This window comes from Shewanella sp. SW1 (genome assembly GCF_025653545.1).
Classification (GTDB): Bacteria; Pseudomonadota; Gammaproteobacteria; order Enterobacterales; family Shewanellaceae; genus Shewanella; species Shewanella oncorhynchi.
In genome coordinates this window covers 162,373-180,239 of sequence record NZ_JAKKSG010000002.1, presented here as the reverse complement: position 1 = coordinate 180,239, position 17,867 = coordinate 162,373, and the positions used below count along the sequence as shown (strand labels likewise).

The following is a 17,867-nucleotide window of genomic DNA, read 5'->3' as shown; positions in this document are numbered from 1 at the left end:
TTACGAACAGAAGAGGCGCGGTATGCCGGTTAGAATTCCAGATCATCTGCCCGCAGCAGGGGTGTTAGAGTCAGAAAATATTTTCGTTATGTCCGAGACGCGGGCGGCGAATCAAGATATCAGGCCGATGAAGGTGCTGATTTTGAACTTGATGCCGAACAAAATCGAGACTGAAACCCAGTTATTGCGCTTACTGGGCAACACGCCTTTACAAGTCGATGTGGATTTACTGCGCATTCACGACAAAGAGTCCAAGCATACTTCCATCGACCACATGAATACTTTTTACCGTGATTTTGAAGCCGTGCGCCATAAAAATTACGACGGTCTTATCATCACGGGCGCGCCGCTTGGGCAAATCGATTTCGAAGATGTGGTTTATTGGGATCATATCCGTGAAATCATCGACTGGTCCCAAGAGCATGTCACCTCAGTGTTGTTTTTATGCTGGGCAGCCCATGCGGGCTTGTATCATCTCTATGGTTTAAATCGAAAAATATTGCAACAGAAGCGTTCTGGCGTATTTGTACATAGGCGCACTTGTCAGCATTTCCCACTGTTACGTGGTTTTGATGATGAGTTCTTTGCACCCCATTCGCGTTTTGCTGAGATGGATGTGGAAGAAATTAGGCAACACCCGCAGCTGCAAGTGTTAGCGCAGTCCGATGAAGCCGGGGCCTATTTGGTATTAAGTCGCAATAACCGTAACTTGTTTGTAATGGGGCACCCTGAATATCAAAAATCGACTTTAAACGATGAATACCATAGGGATTTAGCCCAAGGCTTAACGCCAAATGTGCCACAAAACTATTATCGAAATAATAATCCAGAAGCCGAAGCCATTGCCCGCTGGCACAGCCACGGTAGTTTGTTGGTCAGTAATTGGCTCAATTATTACGTTTACCAGTTAACGCCTTATGACTTAAGTGATATGACGGCGATGACGCCGTGGGAATCGCGCTAAGGTTTTTTTTAGCCTTTTATAGTGATGTGGTCACATGGATGTGACCTAAGCTGATACCCAAAAGCTCTTAATTTATCTCTCCCTTAGATTCTGTTGTCCACGCTTGACTGCGCTTAATCCCTGCCTCGCTGTAAATCCTTACTGACAATTTTCACCCGATAAAATCGACACATTAGACCAAGGAATACTTGCTTTACGTTCGCGTAAACGTCAGAGTGGTTTATTGTCGATTTTATTAAACGTCCCAAGGCTAGCACTAGGCCTTGTGGTCAATTTGGGTTGGAGCCTGCATGAGTACTGAAGCGTTAAATCAAGATATTGTTATTGTTGCCGCTAAACGCACCCCTATGGGTGGTTTTCAAGGCAGTTTGTCATCTGTTGCATCACCGACTTTAGCCGCGACAGCCATTAAGGGCTTGTTGGCGGAGACTCAATTAGCGGGTGAGCATGTTGATGAAGTCTTGATGGGCTGCGTATTACCCGCTGGTTTAGGTCAAGCGCCTGCGCGTCAGGCAACTTTGGGTGCGGGATTACCCTTATCCGTTGGTGCGACCACAGTGAACAAAGTCTGTGGCTCAGGCATGAAGACGGTAATGTTAGCCCACGATTTGATTAAAGCGGGCAGTGCAAAAGTGGTGATCGCTGGCGGTATGGAAAGCATGAGCCAAGCGCCGTATCTTTTGGATAAAGCCCGCGGCGGCATGCGCATGGGCCACGGCAAAGTGCTCGATCATATGTTTTTAGATGGTCTTGAGGATGCTTATACTGGCGGCGCCATGGGAACGTTTGCCCAGAAAACCGCCGATGAATTTGGGATCACTCGTGAGCAGATGGACGCCTTTGCGCTAAGTTCGCTCGAAAAAGCCAATGCCGCGATTGACTCGGGTGCCTTTAAAGCCGAAATTACCCCAGTTACTGTCAGCGATCGTCGTGGTGATGTGACTATCGATACCGACGAGCAACCCGGTAATGCCCGCCCTGAAAAAATTCCTACGCTGCGCCCAGCCTTTACCAAAGATGGCACTATCACAGCGGCGAACTCTAGCTCTATTTCCGATGGCGCAGCGGCATTGATGCTGACCTCGCGTGGCGAAGCTGAGCGTTTAGGCTTAACTGTATTAGCCACCATTAAAGGCCACACGACCCACGCCCAAGAGCCTTCACTCTTTACCACTGCACCTGTCGGCGCTATGGCGAAATTACTGGCCAATGTCGGTTGGTCAACGGATGAAGTTGATTTATTCGAAATCAACGAAGCCTTCGCCATGGTGACTATGCTTGCCGTGTCTGAGCTCGGTTTAAATATAGCTAAGGTTAACGTCAATGGCGGTGCCTGCGCCTTAGGTCATCCTATTGGCTGCTCGGGTTCACGTTTACTAGTGACCTTAATCCATGCTTTAAAAGCCCGCGGCCTTAAACGCGGTGTCGCCTCGCTGTGTATCGGCGGTGGTGAAGCAACAGCGATGGCGATTGAGGTCTAATCGCAAAGGTTTTTGTCAAATCAGGTTTTAGTTAAATCAACAAGACGGGGCTGGCAAGGGCAATCACTTCCCTTGAGGATAATCATAATATCGCACCGCCAGCCCATCACTCTACAAGGAAAGGATTGCAACATGACCACACAAGTAAAGCATTACATTGACGGCGAGTTTATCCAAGGTACGGGCACATCACAGATTATTGTCACCAATCCCGCGAATAACTCGCCGATTGCTGTGATTAATGCTGCCACTAGCGAAGAAGTTCACGCTGCGATTGCTAGCGCCAAAGCGGCTTTTAAAACCTGGAAAGAAGTGCCAGTGTCTGAACGCGCGCGCGTCATGTTGCGTTATCAACATCTGCTAAAAGAACATCACGACGAATTGGCGACCATTCTTGCAAAGGAAACTGGTAAAACCTTTGAAGATGCCAAGGGCGATGTATGGCGTGGTATCGAAGTTGCTGAACATGCTTGTAACGTGGCGTCATTATTGATGGGCGAAACCGTCGAGAACGTCGCGCGTTCAATTGATACTTACAGTTACACTCAACCACTCGGTGTGTGTGCGGGTATTACGCCATTTAACTTCCCTGCGATGATCCCGTTATGGATGTTCCCATTGGCGATTGCCTGCGGTAACACTTTCATTTTAAAGCCTTCTGAACAAGACCCTATGACGCCGCAGCGCCTGGTTGAGCTGTTTGTTGAGGCGGGCGCACCTAAAGGCGTATTGCAATTAGTGCACGGTGATAAAACAGCCGTCGATATTTTGCTGGCAGACCCTGCGATTAAAGCCATTTCCTTTGTCGGTTCTGTGGCTGTGGGTCAATATATTTATAAAACAGGTACCGATAACTTAAAACGCGTGCAAGCCTTTGCGGGCGCGAAAAACCACTGCGTTATCATGCCAGATGCAAACAAACAGCAAGTGATCAACAACTTAGTCGGCGCTTCTGTTGGCGCGGCGGGTCAGCGTTGTATGGCGATTTCGGTTGCCGTGTTTGTGGGTGCCGCGAAAGAGTGGATCCCAGAATTAAAAGAAGCGTTAGCCAAAGTTCGCCCAGGTTTATGGGACGATAAAGAAGCGGGTTATGGTCCGGTTATCAGCCCAGCCGCTAAGGCGCGGGTGCTTAAACTTATCGCCCAAGGTAAAGCCGAAGGCGCCGAGTGTTTACTCGATGGCAGCGATTTTACCGTAGAAGGTTATGAATCCGGTAATTGGATTGGCCCAACCATGTTCGATAAAGTCACCACTGAGATGAGCATCTACAAGGAAGAAATCTTTGGCCCTGTACTCTGTTGTATGAAATCAGACTCCTTAGAAGCCGCTATCGAATTAGTCAACGCCAGCCCTTATGGCAACGGCACGTCTATCTTTACCGCTAGCGGCGCGGCGGCCCGTAAATATCAACACGAAATCGAAGTCGGCCAAGTGGGGATTAACGTGCCTATTCCTGTGCCATTACCTTTCTTCTCATTTACCGGTTGGAAGGGCAGTTTCTACGGCGATCAACATGCTTATGGTAAGCAAGCGGTGCGTTTCTATACCGAGACCAAGACCATCACTTCCCGCTGGTTTGAGTCCGATATCGCCGTAGCTTCAACGCCAAATATGAGCATTAACCTACGCTAAGCTCGATTATAAACCGTGGCGTCTTTATGGCGCCCAATTTATTCAATAAAAAAGTGACCATAGAGTCATAGGAGAGCCCAATGGATTTTAATTTCAACGATGACCAACGTCAGTTTGCCGATCTTGCGCGCCAGTTTGCCGCGGAAGAATTAACCCCGTTCGCCGCCAAGTGGGATGAAGAACATCATTTCCCCAAAGACGTGATCCAAAAAGCCGGTGAGCTAGGTTTTTGCTCTCTGTATTCGCCAGAATCCGAAGGTGGCATGGGTTTATCGCGCCTCGATGCCTCGATTATTTTTGAAGAACTTGCCAAAGGCTGCACCGCGACCACGGCCATGCTGACCATTCACAATATGGCGACTTGGATGGTGACGACTTGGGGCACTGAAACCCTGCGTCAGACTTGGTCTGAGCCGTTAACCACTGGGCAGATGTTAGCGTCATACTGTTTGACTGAGCCGGGCGCGGGTTCGGACGCTGCATCTTTGCAAACTAAAGCGGTGCGCGACGGCGATGAATATGTGATTTCAGGCTCGAAAATGTTTATCTCGGGTGCTGGCGCCACTGAGCTTTTAGTCGTGATGTGCCGTACGGGTCAAGCTGGGCCTAAGGGGATTTCGGCCATTGCGATTCCGGCGGATGCCGCTGGCGTTATTTATGGTAAAGCTGAAGATAAAATGGGCTGGAATGCCCAGCCGACCCGTCAAATCACCTTTGAAAACGTGCGCGTGCCAGTAGCGAACTTGCTCGGTGAAGAAGGCCAAGGTTTTGCGTTCGCGATGAAAGGCTTAGACGGCGGTCGCATCAATATCGCTACCTGTTCTGTGGGGACGGCGCAGTCGGCTTTAGAGCGCGCAACTCAATATATGAATGAGCGTCAGCAATTTGGTAAACCTTTAGCGGCTTTCCAAGCGCTGCAATTTAAACTTGCCGATATGACAACCGAGTTAGTCGCAGCCCGCCAAATGGTGCGCCTTGCGGCCTTTAAACTCGATAGTGGCGATCCTGAGGCCACGGCTTATTGCGCTATGGCGAAACGCTTTGCCACCGATGTGGGTTTTCAAGTCTGCGATGCGGCGCTGCAAATTCATGGTGGATATGGTTATATAAGGGAGTACCCGCTGGAACGTCATTTCCGTGATGTGCGTGTACACCAGATTTTAGAAGGCACTAACGAAATTATGCGCTTAATTATCGCCCGTCGTTTACTCGATGAAAATGCAGGACAAATCCTGTAATTCAACTCGCAATATGCGTGACTTACAGGTCGGCGATAACTGAAAAGGAGTCTATAAAGATGGAATATTTAGTTGAACGTATCGAAGGCCACACGGCGATTCTGACCATGAACAATCCGCCAGCCAACACTTGGACCGCCGAGAGTTTGCAGGCGCTTAAAGCCAAAGTGCTTGAGCTGAATGCCAATAAAGATATTTACGCCTTAGTGTTAACGGGCCAAGGGCAAAAGTTCTTCTCCGCTGGCGCCGATTTAAAACTATTTAGCGATGGTGACAAAGGTAATGCGGCAACGATGGCAAAGCATTTTGGTGAAGCCTTTGAAACCTTAAGCCAATTCCGCGGTGTGTCGATTGCCGCGATTAATGGCTATGCCATGGGCGGCGGCTTAGAAGTCGCGTTGGCCTGCGATATTCGTATCGCCGAAATTCAAGCTGTAATGGCATTACCCGAAGCGACGGTCGGTTTATTACCCTGTGCGGGTGGCACTCAGAATCTGACCGCTCTAGTCGGTGAAGGTTGGGCTAAGCGGATGATTTTATGCGGTGAGCGTATCGATGCGACTCAGGCATTGAATCTACGTTTAGTGGAAGAAGTGGTCGATACTGGCGAAGCGCTTAATGCGGCAATCACCTTAGCCGTCAAAGTGGCGAATCAAAGCCCAAGCAGCGTGACTGCGTGTAAGACGCTTATTCAAGCGGGGCGCACTATGGCGCGTAGCCAAGCGCTACCGATTGAGCGTGAGTTATTTGTCGGATTATTTGATACTGAAGATCAGGCCGAAGGCGTGAATGCGTTTTTAGGGAAACGTAAAGCTGAGTGGAGAAACCGCTAATGACGAATGTAGTAGATAATGACGTGGTCGAGCATGTCGCAAATCAGGTCACGACCACACAAAATGTGGTGTTTCAAACCTTAGCCACTGCTTCTGGCAAATTGGTTGGAGTAGTCACACTCAATGTGGAAAAAGCCCTCAACGCCTTAGATTTAGGCATGGTGCGCGCTATGACGGCGCAGCTTAATCTGTGGAAGAAAGATCCCCTTATCGCTTGCATCGTATTAGATGGCAGCGGTGAGAAGGCATTTTGTGCTGGTGGTGATGTGCGCGCTTTATACCATGCTTCCATTGCCGCTAATGGGCAAGTGACTGAGGAAGCAAAGGTTTTCTTCGAAGAGGAATATCGCCTCGATTATCTACTGCATACCTTTGGCAAACCTGTGTTGGTGTGGGGTGATGGCATAGTCATGGGCGGCGGCCTCGGTTTGATGGCGGGTGCAAGTCACAGAGTCGTTACCGAAACCTCGCGTATCGCTATGCCTGAGGTGACTATCGGCCTGTATCCCGATGTGGGCGGCAGTTATTTCCTTAATCGTATGCAGGGCAAGATGGGATTGTTTTTGGGATTGACCGCCTATCAACTCAATGCCGCCGATGCCTGTTATGTGGGCCTTGCGGATCATTACCTGAACCGTGACGACAAAGAACTGATGTTTGATGCCATGGCAACCTTAGATTGGAGTGATACGCCAGCACTTAATCATCAACGTTTAGATAGCATGATCAACGAGCTGTCTAATCAAGTGGATATTCCTAAGGGCGACAGTGTATTAGCCGAAAGCCAAGACATAATCGACAGGCTTATGGCGGGCAGTCTGCAGGATATTGCAGCACGCATGTCAACTTTGGTATCGGAAGAAAAGTGGTTAATGAAAGCGCGGGACACCTTCCTTGCGGGTAGCCCTATCAGCTGGCACTTGGTCTATATCCAAGGGCAGTTAGGGACTAAGCTTAGCTTAGCTCAATGTTTCAAGTGGGAGTTAACCGCAAGTGTTAACGTGTGTGCCCACGGTGATTTCTGCGAAGGTGTTCGTGCACTCTTGATTGATAAAGACAAGAAACCTCAATGGCGTTTTAAGGATGTTAACTCAGTACCCACAGCGGTACTTGAGCAAATATTGGCTTCCCCATGGGGCGAGGCGCATCCCTTTAACCAACTGAGTTAAGCGTTTAAGGGCCGAGTTGGCTAAGCGCTGTATTTATCGGCTTAGCTAAGCTCGCTTTACTCTGTGATAATGACAGCATAATCAATTTGATAGCATTATCACAACACTAAAAAGAACAACACAGGAGTGATGGCATGAGTACAGTAGCCTTTATCGGTTTAGGTAATATGGGCGGCCCAATGGCGGCCAATTTATTAAAAGCAGGCATGACGGTTCGCGTCTTTGATTTAGTCCCCGAGGCTATGCAGCAATTGGCCGAAAAAGGCGCCTTAGTATCAAGTACCGCCTGCGGCGCTGCAGCGGGTGCAACTGTGGTGATTACAATGTTGCCTGCGGGCAAGCATGTGAAAAGTTTATATTTAGGCAATGGAACAGACAAAGGGCTCCTAGAAGTAGTTGCAGGTGATACCTTGCTCATCGATTGTTCAACCATCGATGCACAAAGCGCACAATTAGTGGCGGCCGAAGCGGCTAAAAGTGGCATCGAGTTTATGGATGCACCAGTTTCTGGCGGCACGGCAGGTGCGGCAGCGGGTACGTTAACTTTTATTTGTGGTGGCTCGGATAACGCTTTTGAACGTGCGCAGCCCGTACTTAAGGCTATGGGTGTGAATATCTTCCACGCAGGCGGTCCAGGTGCGGGGCAAGTCGCGAAAATCTGCAATAACATGCTGTTATCTGTGTTGATGGTCGGTACTTCCGAAGCGCTGCAAATGGGCGTCGATCATGGCCTCGATCCCAAAGTGTTATCCGACATTATGAAGGTCAGCAGTGGCGGAAACTGGACGCTAGAGAAGTACAATCCCTGCCCAGGCGTGATGGAAACAGTGCCTTCTTCTAAGGGCTATCAGGGTGGCTTTATGGTAGATTTGATGGTCAAAGATCTCGGTCTGTCACAAGAAGCTGCATTATTGAGCAACTCTAGCACGCCAATGGGCGCTTTAGCCCGCAGCTTGTATGTTAATCATGCAAGACAAGGCAATGGTCGCCGAGATTTTTCCAGTATATTTGAACAATTTGCACCACTTAAAAAATAGACACAGATAACAAGGGATCACCAGATGGATTTAAAAGATAAGGTTGTCGTCATTACTGGCGGCGCGGGTGGCTTAGGCTTAGCAATGGCGCAAAATTTTGCGCAGGCGGGTGCTAAGATAGCGCTTATCGATGTGGACCAAGAAAAACTCGAGCGAGCCTGCGCTGAGCTTGGATCGGACACTGAAGTCCAAGGTTATGCCTTAGACATTACCGACGAAGAAGATGTCGTCGCGGGTTTTGCCTATATTCTCGAAGATTTTGGTCAAGTGAACGTGTTAGTGAACAACGCCGGTATTCTGCGTGATGGCATGTTAGTCAAAGCCAAAGACGGTAAGGTCACTGATCGTATGTCTTACGAGCAATTCCAATCGGTGATCAATGTGAACCTGACCGGCAGTTTCCTCTGTGGCCGTGAGGCCGCAGCGGCCATGATTGAATCGGGTCAAGCGGGGGTGATTGTTAACATCTCTAGCCTTGCTAAGGCGGGCAATATGGGCCAATCAAATTACGCGGCCTCAAAAGCGGGTGTTGCGGCTATGTCCGTCGGCTGGGCGAAGGAGTTAGCGCGCTACAATATCCGTAGTGCAGCCGTGGCACCTGGTGTGATTGCGACCGAGATGACTGCGGCAATGAAGCCAGAAGCGTTGGAGCGTTTAGAGAAACTCGTGCCTGTTGGCCGCTTAGGTCATGCCGATGAGATAGCTTCTACCGTACGTTTTATTATTGAAAACGATTATGTTAACGGTCGTGTGTTTGAAATCGATGGTGGTATCCGGCTGTAACATTACATAGCAAACAACCTCAAGATGAAGTCCTTGAGGTTGCTCGAGTGTATAATATATATAAAAATCGAGCCTAGCTCTAATGCCTATCTCGCTGAAAAGATCAAAAACCGATGCCCATGTCATCGGTTTTTTTATGCAACGCTCATAAGTACTCGCTCGCACTCACTCATATTACCTGCCTAACCGAATTCACCTGCTTAGCTGATGTGTTGGAACCTTAGTTTAGCTGAACTCGATGTATGGACTCCAACAACCTACAGTCGTAAGTTGGTGTCGACCAAAACAAAAGGAGTCCATACATGAGTAAGCCTACAATAATATCTCTCGACCTTGCAAAAAAGTCATTCAAGTTTGTAAAGTGAATCCATATGGTGAGTTGTTATTCAATAAAGCCATGTCACCACAAAAAACGAAAGACCTTCTTGCCAACTCTCCTCCTTATGTCGTTGCTATGGAAGGCTGTGCTAGCTTTCACTACTGGGCTCGAGTCGCACAATCATTTGGGTATGAAGTCAAAGGGATGGCACCTAAAAAAGTAAAACTCTATATCAGCAATCAAAAAACAGATGCTAATGATGCTATCGGCATTGCCATCGCATCAACACAGTTAGGAATGACTTTCTGCCAGGTTAAAGACCTATCACAACAGAATATTCAAGCGATTCAAATCAGCAGAAAATGGTTCGACCGAACAATCACATCACTGGGTAACCACATACGAGCGTTGTGTTTTGAATATGGCGCTATCATCACGTTAGGTAAAAAGTCATTAGGGCAAGCCATCACTCACTTTATTTCGCCAGAATCAACAGACTTACCTGAGCAAATCAAACCATTGTTCATGATTTTATGGCAACAATATCAAACAACAGAAGAGCACTACAAAGCGGTAACGTTACAGTTAAAGCAGTGGGTCACTCAATCAGAACCTTGTAAACGCTTGATGAAACTCGAAGGCGTTAGTCATATTGGTGCAGCTGGCTTGCTTAGGTGACGGTCAAGGTTTTAAGAATGGCCGGCATGCGGCTGTCTTCGTTGGTGTTACCCCTAAATAACACAGCAGTGGAGGTAAGGTTGTTATGATTGGAATAGATAAGCATGGTGGCGATAAATACCTGCGTTCAATCCTCTACCAAGGCGCACTCTCTGTTATATCAAGGCTGCCAGCAGAGGGAAAAACCTATAAACAGCCATGGCTTATCAATTTAGTCAGGCGAGTGGGTATAAAACGTGCTTGTGTCGCGTTAATCAATAAAACCGTTCGCACCGCATGGGCATTACTCAATTACAGAACCGAATATAACAGTCAGACCATATAGAATATTGTTTTAGAAAAAGTTTTATAAAAAGTTCAGCAAAATGCATTAACAAATATGTAAGACCAACCTTCTGAAAACCTGTTTATCCCGACAGCGTTAATAACGCTACAATCTCGATAAGGACAGAGGGTGCGAATAGATCATGGGTTAGAAGATAGCTTCTTCAATAAAAAACCGTATATACGTGCGTATCTAATCTTTTTGTCGAAACTTTTGCTAAACAGAGGTGGAGTCCATATATGGGATAAGAAATGTTGAACTAATAGCCCTCCAAGTGATCGGATCTTTCGACCAAGAGAAACCCCATCACACCGGAGGGCCTATGCATAAATTAGTGGAAGTGTTTTGCGATGTCGATGATTTTTGCGCTGTTTTCATTCCAGAATGGGAAAAAACGCTGTTAACCGATGGTACACGCAAGCGTCAACGCGCTGGCCGTATGACGATGAGCGAAGTGATGACCATCATCATACTTTTTCAGATGTCTCACCACCGTGATTTCAAGAACTTCTACATCGGCTATCTGGCTCATTTCTACAAATCTGCTTTTCCTAATTTACTCAGCTATACCCGCTTTCTTGAGGTGATGCCCAAAGCTTTAGTGCCGCTTTGCAGCTACTTTGCCAGCCTCAAGAGTGACCCCACTGGCATTGAATTTGTTGATTCAACTAGCATCAAAGTGTGTCATAACCTACGTATTTATCGCCATAAAACCTTGGCGGGACTGGCGTGCAGAGGTAAAGGCACCATGGGGTGGTTCTATGGTTTTAAGCTGCATTTGATTGTGAATCATCAAGGCGGAATAGTGGCAGCCAAAGTGACCCCAGCGAATGTACATGACACAAAACTGGTGAACGAGATGGTGCACAGTGTTATGAATAAACGCTATGCAGACAAGGGGATATCAGTAATAACATTCCATTTAAAGACGTGATCTAATTTGAGATAATTTTATATTTTGGCTCAGTACGCTGAATTTTGAAGAATCTAAATGACTTTTAACATTATAACGAAAAGGGATGTTTGCTGCTAAAAAACAGCGGTTTACCCGAATAGGGATGGGTCAAACTTAAGCTTTGTGCATGTAAACATAAACGCGGTTTGGCCTTGATAACCTCGGCATCACCGTAAAATTCATCGCCTAAAATTGCATGGCCTAGGGCGAGCATATGCACACGCAATTGATGAGTACGGCCGGTTTCTGGCGAAAGCTCGACTAAGGTGCTGTTTTCTCGGCGCTCTAAAACTCGATAGTGGGTGAGGGCGCTTTTGCCGCCAGTCTCTCCCACCTGTAGCGTTTTTTGATAGGGCGGATGTTCAGTGTCTGGCACTATCGCGAGGTCAATAATCCCCTGATCTTGCAGCACATGTCCCATCACTTCGGCGATATAGATTTTCTTACTCTGTCTATCTTGAAACTGTGTTTTTAAATGCGACTCCGCTTTTTTATTACGGGCGAACACCATAATGCCCGAGGTCGCGCAGTCGAGCCTATGCACTAAAATTGTTTCTGGATAAAGGGCTTGTAAGCGGGTTAACGCGCAATCAAAGGTGTGAGCCGCTCGACCCGGATTAGATAATAATCCCGAAGGTTTATTGATGATAATCAGATCTCTATCTTTATAGCGTATGTCTAGCCAAGGAACTGCTGGGGGCTGGTAATCAAATATCTGCATCTTGTCCTCATTTTTGCGCGGCCATACTAGCAAAATTTACGCAGGCACACAGCATAATCTCATGCTTGCTTATTCTTAGAGGGGGGAGGGCAAATATTCTGCAGGCGTCTTACGGCTCCAAATACGGGCATAAGCCATCAGCTGCGGATAAAAAGTGCGGAACGCGGTTTCGATTTCTATCTGCATTTTATTGACGACTTTATGGGTATCTTTAAACAGTGCGGCTTGCGGATGCTGTTTGGCTACTTGTGCTAAGGCTTGTTGTAATCCTTTTTCAGTGGTGTAGCTGCCTAGCCAATCGGCGCTGCGCATTGTGGGCAAGAGTGTAAATAATGCCTCTGGATGGTATGGATCAACGCCTTGCGTGGCGAAAGAATCTAGCGCGTCATAGGCCTTGCTGCTGAATTCATCCAAGGGTTGGTGGTGATATTCTTCCCAATAGTAAGCTAAATAGTGATCGAAACTCACCGCCATGAGTTCTGCTGCTATGCTTCTTAAGGGCGCAGGGAAAGCTTCCATTAATTCAATCGTCAATTCATGGCTGGCGCAAAGGGTATTAATCTCTTGGTTTAGCCATAAGGCTTGGCGTAACTCCATTGGGGCTTGCGCAATTGGCGCTTGAATATAGTTACCTGCTACGTTGGCAGCAAGGTGGGTTTTACTGATGTCGGCGAGATGTAAGTGTGTAAGAAAGTTCATTATTTGTGCTTGGTTAACCACGTCGGTTCACGGTATCATGCACAAGCGCGCTTAGGAAAGCGCCGAAGCTAAAAATGCAGTATTTTTTCGCTTTTTATTGATAATGACATTTGATTCGCCGTGAATAATTATGGCTGACTTAAACGTTGATATAATAATCGATATGGGAAAAGTGAAATAAAATCAATAACCTTTTTTAGGATCATGGATGATGTGGAACTGGTTCACCAAAATGCTTGGTAAAGACGAGCAGCAGAAGCGCAAAAAAGTGCTAATAGAAATCCCCTTTGAACAACACCGTTTCAGCATGGATGACTTTAGTCGCTCGCGGCTAAAATTCGATGCCGATGACCTGCCCCAAGATGGCATCAATCCAGTGGAACCCGAGCAAGAAGTGGACACTAGCAATAAGTAATCTTGATCTTATTGGCCTCTAACCATAGACTAGCCGCCGTTCTAAGCTATCTAGAGGCCAATATGCGCGTTGCAGACTTTTCTTTCGATCTCCCCGATGAGCTGATCGCTCGTTATCCTATGGCGCAGCGTAATGCATCCCGTCTGTTAACCTTAGACGGCAACTCTGGCGCGTTAGGCGACAAACAGTTTACCGATTTGCTGGGGATGATTAATCCCGGTGATTTAATGGTGTTCAACAATACCCGAGTGATCCCCGCGCGCATGTTTGGTCAAAAGGCCAGTGGCGGTAAGTTAGAAATTTTAGTTGAGCGTATGCTTGATGATAAGCGCATCCTCGCCCATGTTCGCAGCTCTAAATCCCCGAAAGTGGATTCGTTAATCCATCTCGACGGTGGCTATCAAATGAAGATGGTCGCCCGCCACGATACTTTGTTTGAACTTGAGTTGTTATCAGAGTTAACCATCTTAGAAGTGCTTGAAGCAGTAGGGCACATGCCTTTGCCTCCTTATATCGATAGACCCGATGAAGATGCCGACAAAGAGCGCTATCAAACCGTGTATAACCAAAACCCTGGTGCAGTTGCTGCGCCAACGGCGGGTTTGCATTTTGACGATGCCATGCTTGATGCATTAAAAGCCAAGGGCGTGAATGTCGCGTTTGTGACCTTGCATGTGGGCGCGGGAACATTTCAGCCAGTGCGTGTCGATACTATTCTTGAACACAAGATGCATTCCGAGTGGGCGAATGTGCCGCAGGATGTCGTGGATTTAATCGCGCAAACCAAAGCTGCGGGTAAACGTGTGGTGGCCGTAGGGACGACGTCAGTGCGCTCCTTAGAAAGTGCGGCACGCGCAAGCCTTGGCGAGCTCAAAGCTTTTAGCGGCGATACCGATATCTTTATTTACCCAGGTTATCAATTCCAAGTGGTCGATGCTATGGTGACAAATTTTCATCTACCTGAATCAACTTTGATCATGTTAGTGAGTGCTTTTGCTGGTTTTGATCATGTTATGGCGGCGTATCAACATGCTATCACGCAAAAATATCGCTTCTTTAGCTATGGCGATGCGATGTTTGTGACGAAAAAAGCCCACTAGACCAAGATTTTGTTTTAAAATAGCCGCCCAAAGTGAGATTGTGCGGCAATTTTTTTCGTTAAAAGATTGAACCTTTTAAGGCTGTCCCCATCTCTATTGTTAATCAAAATGGCATTAGCCATTAAAAATGTAGTCAGACTGTTTATCTGGCGAGGTGAATTATGAAATTTGAATTAGACACTACCGACGGGCGTGCGCGCCGTGGTCGGTTAATTTTTGATCGTGGCACAGTAGAAACCCCCGCTTTTATGCCTGTAGGAACCTACGGCACAGTGAAAGGCATGACACCGGAAGAAGTCCGTGCCACTGGCGCGGATATTTTGCTCGGTAACACTTTCCATTTATGGTTGCGCCCAGGCGAAGAAATTATGCGTAAGCACGGTGACTTGCATGACTTTATGAACTGGCAGCGTCCTATTTTAACGGACTCGGGCGGTTTCCAAGTGTTTAGTCTTGGCGATATCCGTAAGATCACCGAAGAAGGTGTGCATTTCCGTTCGCCCATTAATGGTGAAAAAATATTCTTAGATCCTGAAAAATCAATGCAAATTCAAGATGCATTGGGCAGTGATGTGGTGATGATTTTTGACGAATGTACCCCGTATCCTGCCACCGAAGATGAAGCGCGCAAGTCAATGCAGATGTCTTTACGTTGGGCAAGACGTTCGCGTGATGAATTTGACCGTTTAGAGAACCCTAACTCACTCTTCGGTATTATTCAGGGCGGTGTGTATGAAGATTTACGCGACGAAAGCTTAAAAGGCTTAGTCGATATTGGTTTCGACGGTTATGCCGTCGGTGGTTTGGCTGTCGGTGAGCCTAAAGCAGATATGCATCGCATTCTTGAGCATATTTGCCCGCAAATTCCTGCAGACAAACCTCGCTATCTGATGGGGGTCGGTAAACCAGAAGATTTAGTTGAAGGTGTACGTCGTGGTGTTGACATGTTTGACTGTGTGATGCCAACCCGTAATGCCCGCAACGGTCATCTGTTTACAAGTGAAGGTGTGATCAAAATACGCAATGCGCGTCATAGAGATGACACGTCACCACTTGATACTAAGTGTGATTGTTATACCTGTAAAAATTATTCACGGGCGTATCTTTACCACTTAGATCGTTGTAATGAGATTCTGGGTGCGCGTTTAAACACCATTCACAACTTGAGATACTATCAAATGTTAATGGAAGGTTTGCGCGGTGCGATTGAGACGGGTACATTAGACGCCTTTGTGGCGGACTTCTATACCAGTCAAGGTCGCGAAGTACCAGAGTTAGTCGATTGATTTTTTGCTAATAAGAAGAGAAAAACTATGTTTATTTCAAATGCATATGCAAGCGCTGCCGGCGCACCACAAGGTGGCGGCACGATGGAACTGATTTTCATGCTGGCGATTTTCGGCCTGATTTTCTATTTCATGATTTTCCGTCCGCAATCAAAACGCGTTAAAGAGCACAAAAATCTGATGTCTTCATTAGGCAAAGGCGATGAAGTGTTAACCAGTGGTGGGATTTTAGGCAAGATTGCAAAAATCAGCGACGAAAGCGATTACGTGTTACTGAGCTTGAACGACACAACACAAATCACGATCAAAAAAGACTATATTGCAGCTGTATTGCCTAAGGGCTCTATCCAGTCGTTGTAAGCCAAGAGGGCTCAGGCGTGTTAAATAAATACCCAATGTGGAAAAACATTATGGTGATGCTCGTCATCGCCATAGGTTGTTTCTATGCCGTACCTAACCTTTTTGGTGAAGATCATGCGGTGCAAGTGGTGGCGACTCGAGGTGCTGAAGTAACAGCATCTACCCAAGCCAGTGTGAACGAGCTGTTAGCCAGTAAGAGCATTGCGGTAAAGCGCTCTGAGCTTGAAAAAGGTCAGTTGTTGGTCCGTTTGCAAAATGCGGATCAACAGCTACTGGCTAAAGAACTGATTGCTGACAGCTTAGGTGACAAGTTTACTGTGGCACTTAACTTAGCGCCTGCGACGCCTAAGTGGCTCGAGTCCATGGGCGGCAGCCCAATGAAGCTCGGTCTTGATCTTCGCGGTGGTGTGCATTTCCTCATGGAAGTGGACATGGGCGAAGCGATTCGTAAGATGGAAGAAGCTAAAGTTGCTGATTTCCGTTCACAATTACGTGAAGAAACCATTCGTTATGCTGGTATTCGTGTTAATGCTACTGGAATTGAAATCAAGTTCCGTGATGCTGAAAACTTAGCGACTGCCGAGCGTTTCCTTAAGACTCGCAATAAAGATATGGTGTTCACCGACGCTAGCCGTGGCGAAGATTTCGCGCTGCAAGCTGTGATGAGTGAAGCTTATCTAAAGCAGATTAAAGAAGAAGCACTTCAACAAAACATTACTACCATTCGTAACCGTGTTAACGAGTTAGGTGTGGCTGAGCCTGTAGTACAACGTCAAGGCGCTGAGCGCATTATCGTTGAGCTGCCAGGTGTGCAAGATACGGCTCGCGCTAAGGAAATCTTAGGTGCAACCGCATCAATTGAATTCCACATGGTGGATGACAAAGCCGATCCGAATGCTGCGCAATCAGGCCGTGTACCTGCAGGTTCTGAAGTGTATCAGCGCCGCGAAGGTGGCACTGTGATATTGAAGAAAGAAGTGATGTTGACGGGTGACCATATCACTGGCGCGCAACCTAGCTTTGACCAGTACAGTCGTCCTCAGGTCAGTATCAACCTCGACGCTAAAGGCGGTACCATTTTCTCTGACGTGACCAAAGACAACATAGGCAAGCCTATGGCGACTTTGTTCATCGAATATAAAGACAGTGGTGATCGCAATGCCGATGGCAGCGTTAAGATGCAGAAAATCCAAGAAGTGATTTCTGTCGCGACCATTCAAGCCCGTTTAGGCCGTAACTTTGTGATCACTGGCTTAAGTCATGGTGAAGCACAAAACCTTGCGCTATTACTGCGTGCGGGTGCCTTGATTGCTCCTGTATCAATTGTTGAAGAACGTACCATTGGTCCAAGCTTAGGTGCTGAAAACATTCAAAGCGGTGTACAAGCTATGGTATGGGGTATGGCAGTTGTCTTACTCTTTATGTTGGTTTACTACCGTAGCTTTGGGCTTATTGCTAACCTGGCTTTAACCGCAAACTTAGTCATGGTTGTGGGCGTTATGTCTATGATCCCTGGCGCTGTGTTAACCCTACCCGGTATTGCCGGTATGGTATTGACGGTCGGTATGGCGGTTGACGGCAACGTGCTGATTTATGAGCGTATTCGTGAAGAGCTTCGTGCCGGACGTAGCGTACAGCAGGCTATCCATGAAGGTTATGGTAATGCTTTCTCAACTATCGCCGATGCGAACATCACCACCTTCATCACTGCGCTCATTTTGTTTGCCGTAGGTACTGGTGCGATTAAAGGCTTCGCTGTGACCTTAATGATAGGTATTGCGACTTCTATGTTTACCGCCATCGTGGGTACTCGCTCAATCGTTAACGCGATTTGGGGTGGTAAGCGCGTGAAGACTCTGTCTATCTAAGGGG

16 protein-coding genes and 2 pseudogenes are annotated in these 17,867 nt (G+C 47.2%); 16 read left to right on the top strand and 2 right to left on the bottom strand.

Features of this window, described 5'->3' with window-relative positions; translation table 11 throughout:
• Window positions 1-22: 22 nt before the first annotated feature.
• The 11 genes and pseudogenes from metA to L5M71_RS02605 form a co-directional block, all read left to right on the top strand.
• A complete protein-coding gene (gene metA, locus L5M71_RS02655; protein WP_028760567.1) occupies window positions 23-964 on the top strand; it encodes a homoserine O-acetyltransferase MetA in 942 nt (313 codons plus the stop codon).
• 290 nt (window positions 965-1,254) lie between these two features.
• Window positions 1,255-2,445, top strand: a complete 1,191-nt coding sequence (locus L5M71_RS02650; protein WP_263206294.1) for a thiolase family protein — start codon at window positions 1,255-1,257, stop codon at window positions 2,443-2,445.
• Window positions 2,446-2,577: 132 nt separating this feature from the next.
• Window positions 2,578-4,077 carry a CoA-acylating methylmalonate-semialdehyde dehydrogenase gene (locus L5M71_RS02645; RefSeq protein ID WP_263206292.1) on the top strand — a complete coding sequence of 500 codons (1,500 nt, stop codon included), beginning with the start codon at window positions 2,578-2,580 and terminating at the stop codon, window positions 4,075-4,077.
• A gap of 80 nt (window positions 4,078-4,157) precedes the next feature.
• Window positions 4,158-5,315, top strand: a complete 1,158-nt coding sequence (locus L5M71_RS02640) for an acyl-CoA dehydrogenase family protein (protein WP_263206290.1) — start codon at window positions 4,158-4,160, stop codon at window positions 5,313-5,315.
• 59 nt (window positions 5,316-5,374) lie between these two features.
• Window positions 5,375-6,148 carry an enoyl-CoA hydratase gene (locus L5M71_RS02635; RefSeq protein ID WP_263206287.1) on the top strand — a complete coding sequence of 258 codons (774 nt, stop codon included), beginning with the start codon at window positions 5,375-5,377 and terminating at the stop codon, window positions 6,146-6,148.
• The gene (locus L5M71_RS02630; RefSeq protein ID WP_028760562.1) at window positions 6,148-7,317 is read left to right on the top strand and encodes an enoyl-CoA hydratase/isomerase family protein; all 1,170 of its coding nucleotides are present in this window, start codon (window positions 6,148-6,150) and stop codon (window positions 7,315-7,317) included. The genes L5M71_RS02635 and L5M71_RS02630 overlap by 1 nt, the downstream gene beginning before the upstream one ends.
• 134 nt (window positions 7,318-7,451) lie before the next feature.
• The gene (gene mmsB, locus L5M71_RS02625; protein ID WP_173245769.1) at window positions 7,452-8,354 is read left to right on the top strand and encodes a 3-hydroxyisobutyrate dehydrogenase; all 903 of its coding nucleotides are present in this window, start codon (window positions 7,452-7,454) and stop codon (window positions 8,352-8,354) included.
• A gap of 24 nt (window positions 8,355-8,378) precedes the next feature.
• Entirely contained in the window at window positions 8,379-9,137 is a 759-nt protein-coding gene (locus tag L5M71_RS02620; protein WP_011846385.1) for an SDR family oxidoreductase, read from the top strand.
• Window positions 9,138-9,498: 361 nt separating this feature from the next.
• Entirely contained in the window at window positions 9,499-10,134 is a 636-nt protein-coding gene (locus L5M71_RS02615; RefSeq protein WP_263206285.1) for a hypothetical protein, read from the top strand.
• 73 nt (window positions 10,135-10,207) lie between these two features.
• Window positions 10,208-10,459: pseudogene (locus L5M71_RS02610) on the top strand (IS110 family transposase); the annotation flags it as partial.
• Between the two features lie 322 nt (window positions 10,460-10,781).
• Window positions 10,782-11,360 (top strand): annotated as a pseudogene (locus tag L5M71_RS02605) (IS982 family transposase); the annotation flags it as partial.
• A 103-nt stretch (window positions 11,361-11,463) separates the two neighbouring features.
• Here L5M71_RS02605 and L5M71_RS02600 read toward each other — a convergent pair.
• Window positions 11,464-12,135, bottom strand: a complete 672-nt coding sequence (locus tag L5M71_RS02600) for an RluA family pseudouridine synthase (RefSeq protein ID WP_263206281.1) — start codon at window positions 12,133-12,135, stop codon at window positions 11,464-11,466.
• 75 nt (window positions 12,136-12,210) lie between these two features.
• Window positions 12,211-12,834, bottom strand: a complete 624-nt coding sequence (locus L5M71_RS02595; protein WP_263206279.1) for an acyl carrier protein phosphodiesterase — start codon at window positions 12,832-12,834, stop codon at window positions 12,211-12,213.
• A 208-nt stretch (window positions 12,835-13,042) separates the two neighbouring features.
• On the opposite strand from L5M71_RS02595, the gene L5M71_RS02590 reads away from it, so the two are divergent.
• The 5 genes from L5M71_RS02590 (at window position 13,043) to secD (ending at window position 17,863) form a co-directional block, all read left to right on the top strand.
• Window positions 13,043-13,249, top strand: coding sequence for a hypothetical protein (locus L5M71_RS02590; RefSeq protein WP_263206277.1), 207 nt, complete (start codon window positions 13,043-13,045; stop codon window positions 13,247-13,249).
• A gap of 62 nt (window positions 13,250-13,311) precedes the next feature.
• Entirely contained in the window at window positions 13,312-14,349 is a 1,038-nt protein-coding gene (queA, locus tag L5M71_RS02585; RefSeq protein ID WP_263206275.1) for a tRNA preQ1(34) S-adenosylmethionine ribosyltransferase-isomerase QueA, read from the top strand.
• Between the two features lie 161 nt (window positions 14,350-14,510).
• The gene (gene tgt / locus L5M71_RS02580) at window positions 14,511-15,635 is read left to right on the top strand and encodes a tRNA guanosine(34) transglycosylase Tgt (protein ID WP_006082277.1); all 1,125 of its coding nucleotides are present in this window, start codon (window positions 14,511-14,513) and stop codon (window positions 15,633-15,635) included.
• Between the two features lie 27 nt (window positions 15,636-15,662).
• Window positions 15,663-15,995: a preprotein translocase subunit YajC gene (gene yajC / locus L5M71_RS02575; protein ID WP_007649452.1), complete on the top strand. Its 333-nt coding sequence runs from the start codon at window positions 15,663-15,665 to the stop codon at window positions 15,993-15,995.
• 17 nt (window positions 15,996-16,012) lie between these two features.
• Entirely contained in the window at window positions 16,013-17,863 is a 1,851-nt protein-coding gene (gene secD, locus L5M71_RS02570; RefSeq protein ID WP_173496405.1) for a protein translocase subunit SecD, read from the top strand.
• Window positions 17,864-17,867: the final 4 nt, after the last annotated feature.

What these genes read in the sequence shown, in the direction of transcription:
- metA (WP_028760567.1), top strand. Translation starts at nt 23, where the DNA reads ATGCCGGTTAGAATTCCAGATCATCTGCCCGCAGCAGGGGTGTTAGAG.
- L5M71_RS02650 (WP_263206294.1), top strand. Translation starts at nt 1,255, where the DNA reads ATGAGTACTGAAGCGTTAAATCAAGATATTGTTATTGTTGCCGCTAAA.
- L5M71_RS02645 (WP_263206292.1), top strand. Translation starts at nt 2,578, where the DNA reads ATGACCACACAAGTAAAGCATTACATTGACGGCGAGTTTATCCAAGGT.
- L5M71_RS02640 (WP_263206290.1), top strand. Translation starts at nt 4,158, where the DNA reads ATGGATTTTAATTTCAACGATGACCAACGTCAGTTTGCCGATCTTGCG.
- L5M71_RS02635 (WP_263206287.1), top strand. Translation starts at nt 5,375, where the DNA reads ATGGAATATTTAGTTGAACGTATCGAAGGCCACACGGCGATTCTGACC.
- L5M71_RS02630 (WP_028760562.1), top strand. Translation starts at nt 6,148, where the DNA reads ATGACGAATGTAGTAGATAATGACGTGGTCGAGCATGTCGCAAATCAG.
- mmsB (WP_173245769.1), top strand. Translation starts at nt 7,452, where the DNA reads ATGAGTACAGTAGCCTTTATCGGTTTAGGTAATATGGGCGGCCCAATG.
- L5M71_RS02620 (WP_011846385.1), top strand. Translation starts at nt 8,379, where the DNA reads ATGGATTTAAAAGATAAGGTTGTCGTCATTACTGGCGGCGCGGGTGGC.
- L5M71_RS02600 (WP_263206281.1), bottom strand. Translation starts at nt 12,135, where the DNA reads ATGCAGATATTTGATTACCAGCCCCCAGCAGTTCCTTGGCTAGACATA.
- L5M71_RS02595 (WP_263206279.1), bottom strand. Translation starts at nt 12,834, where the DNA reads ATGAACTTTCTTACACACTTACATCTCGCCGACATCAGTAAAACCCAC.
- L5M71_RS02590 (WP_263206277.1), top strand. Translation starts at nt 13,043, where the DNA reads ATGATGTGGAACTGGTTCACCAAAATGCTTGGTAAAGACGAGCAGCAG.
- queA (WP_263206275.1), top strand. Translation starts at nt 13,312, where the DNA reads ATGCGCGTTGCAGACTTTTCTTTCGATCTCCCCGATGAGCTGATCGCT.
- tgt (WP_006082277.1), top strand. Translation starts at nt 14,511, where the DNA reads ATGAAATTTGAATTAGACACTACCGACGGGCGTGCGCGCCGTGGTCGG.
- yajC (WP_007649452.1), top strand. Translation starts at nt 15,663, where the DNA reads ATGTTTATTTCAAATGCATATGCAAGCGCTGCCGGCGCACCACAAGGT.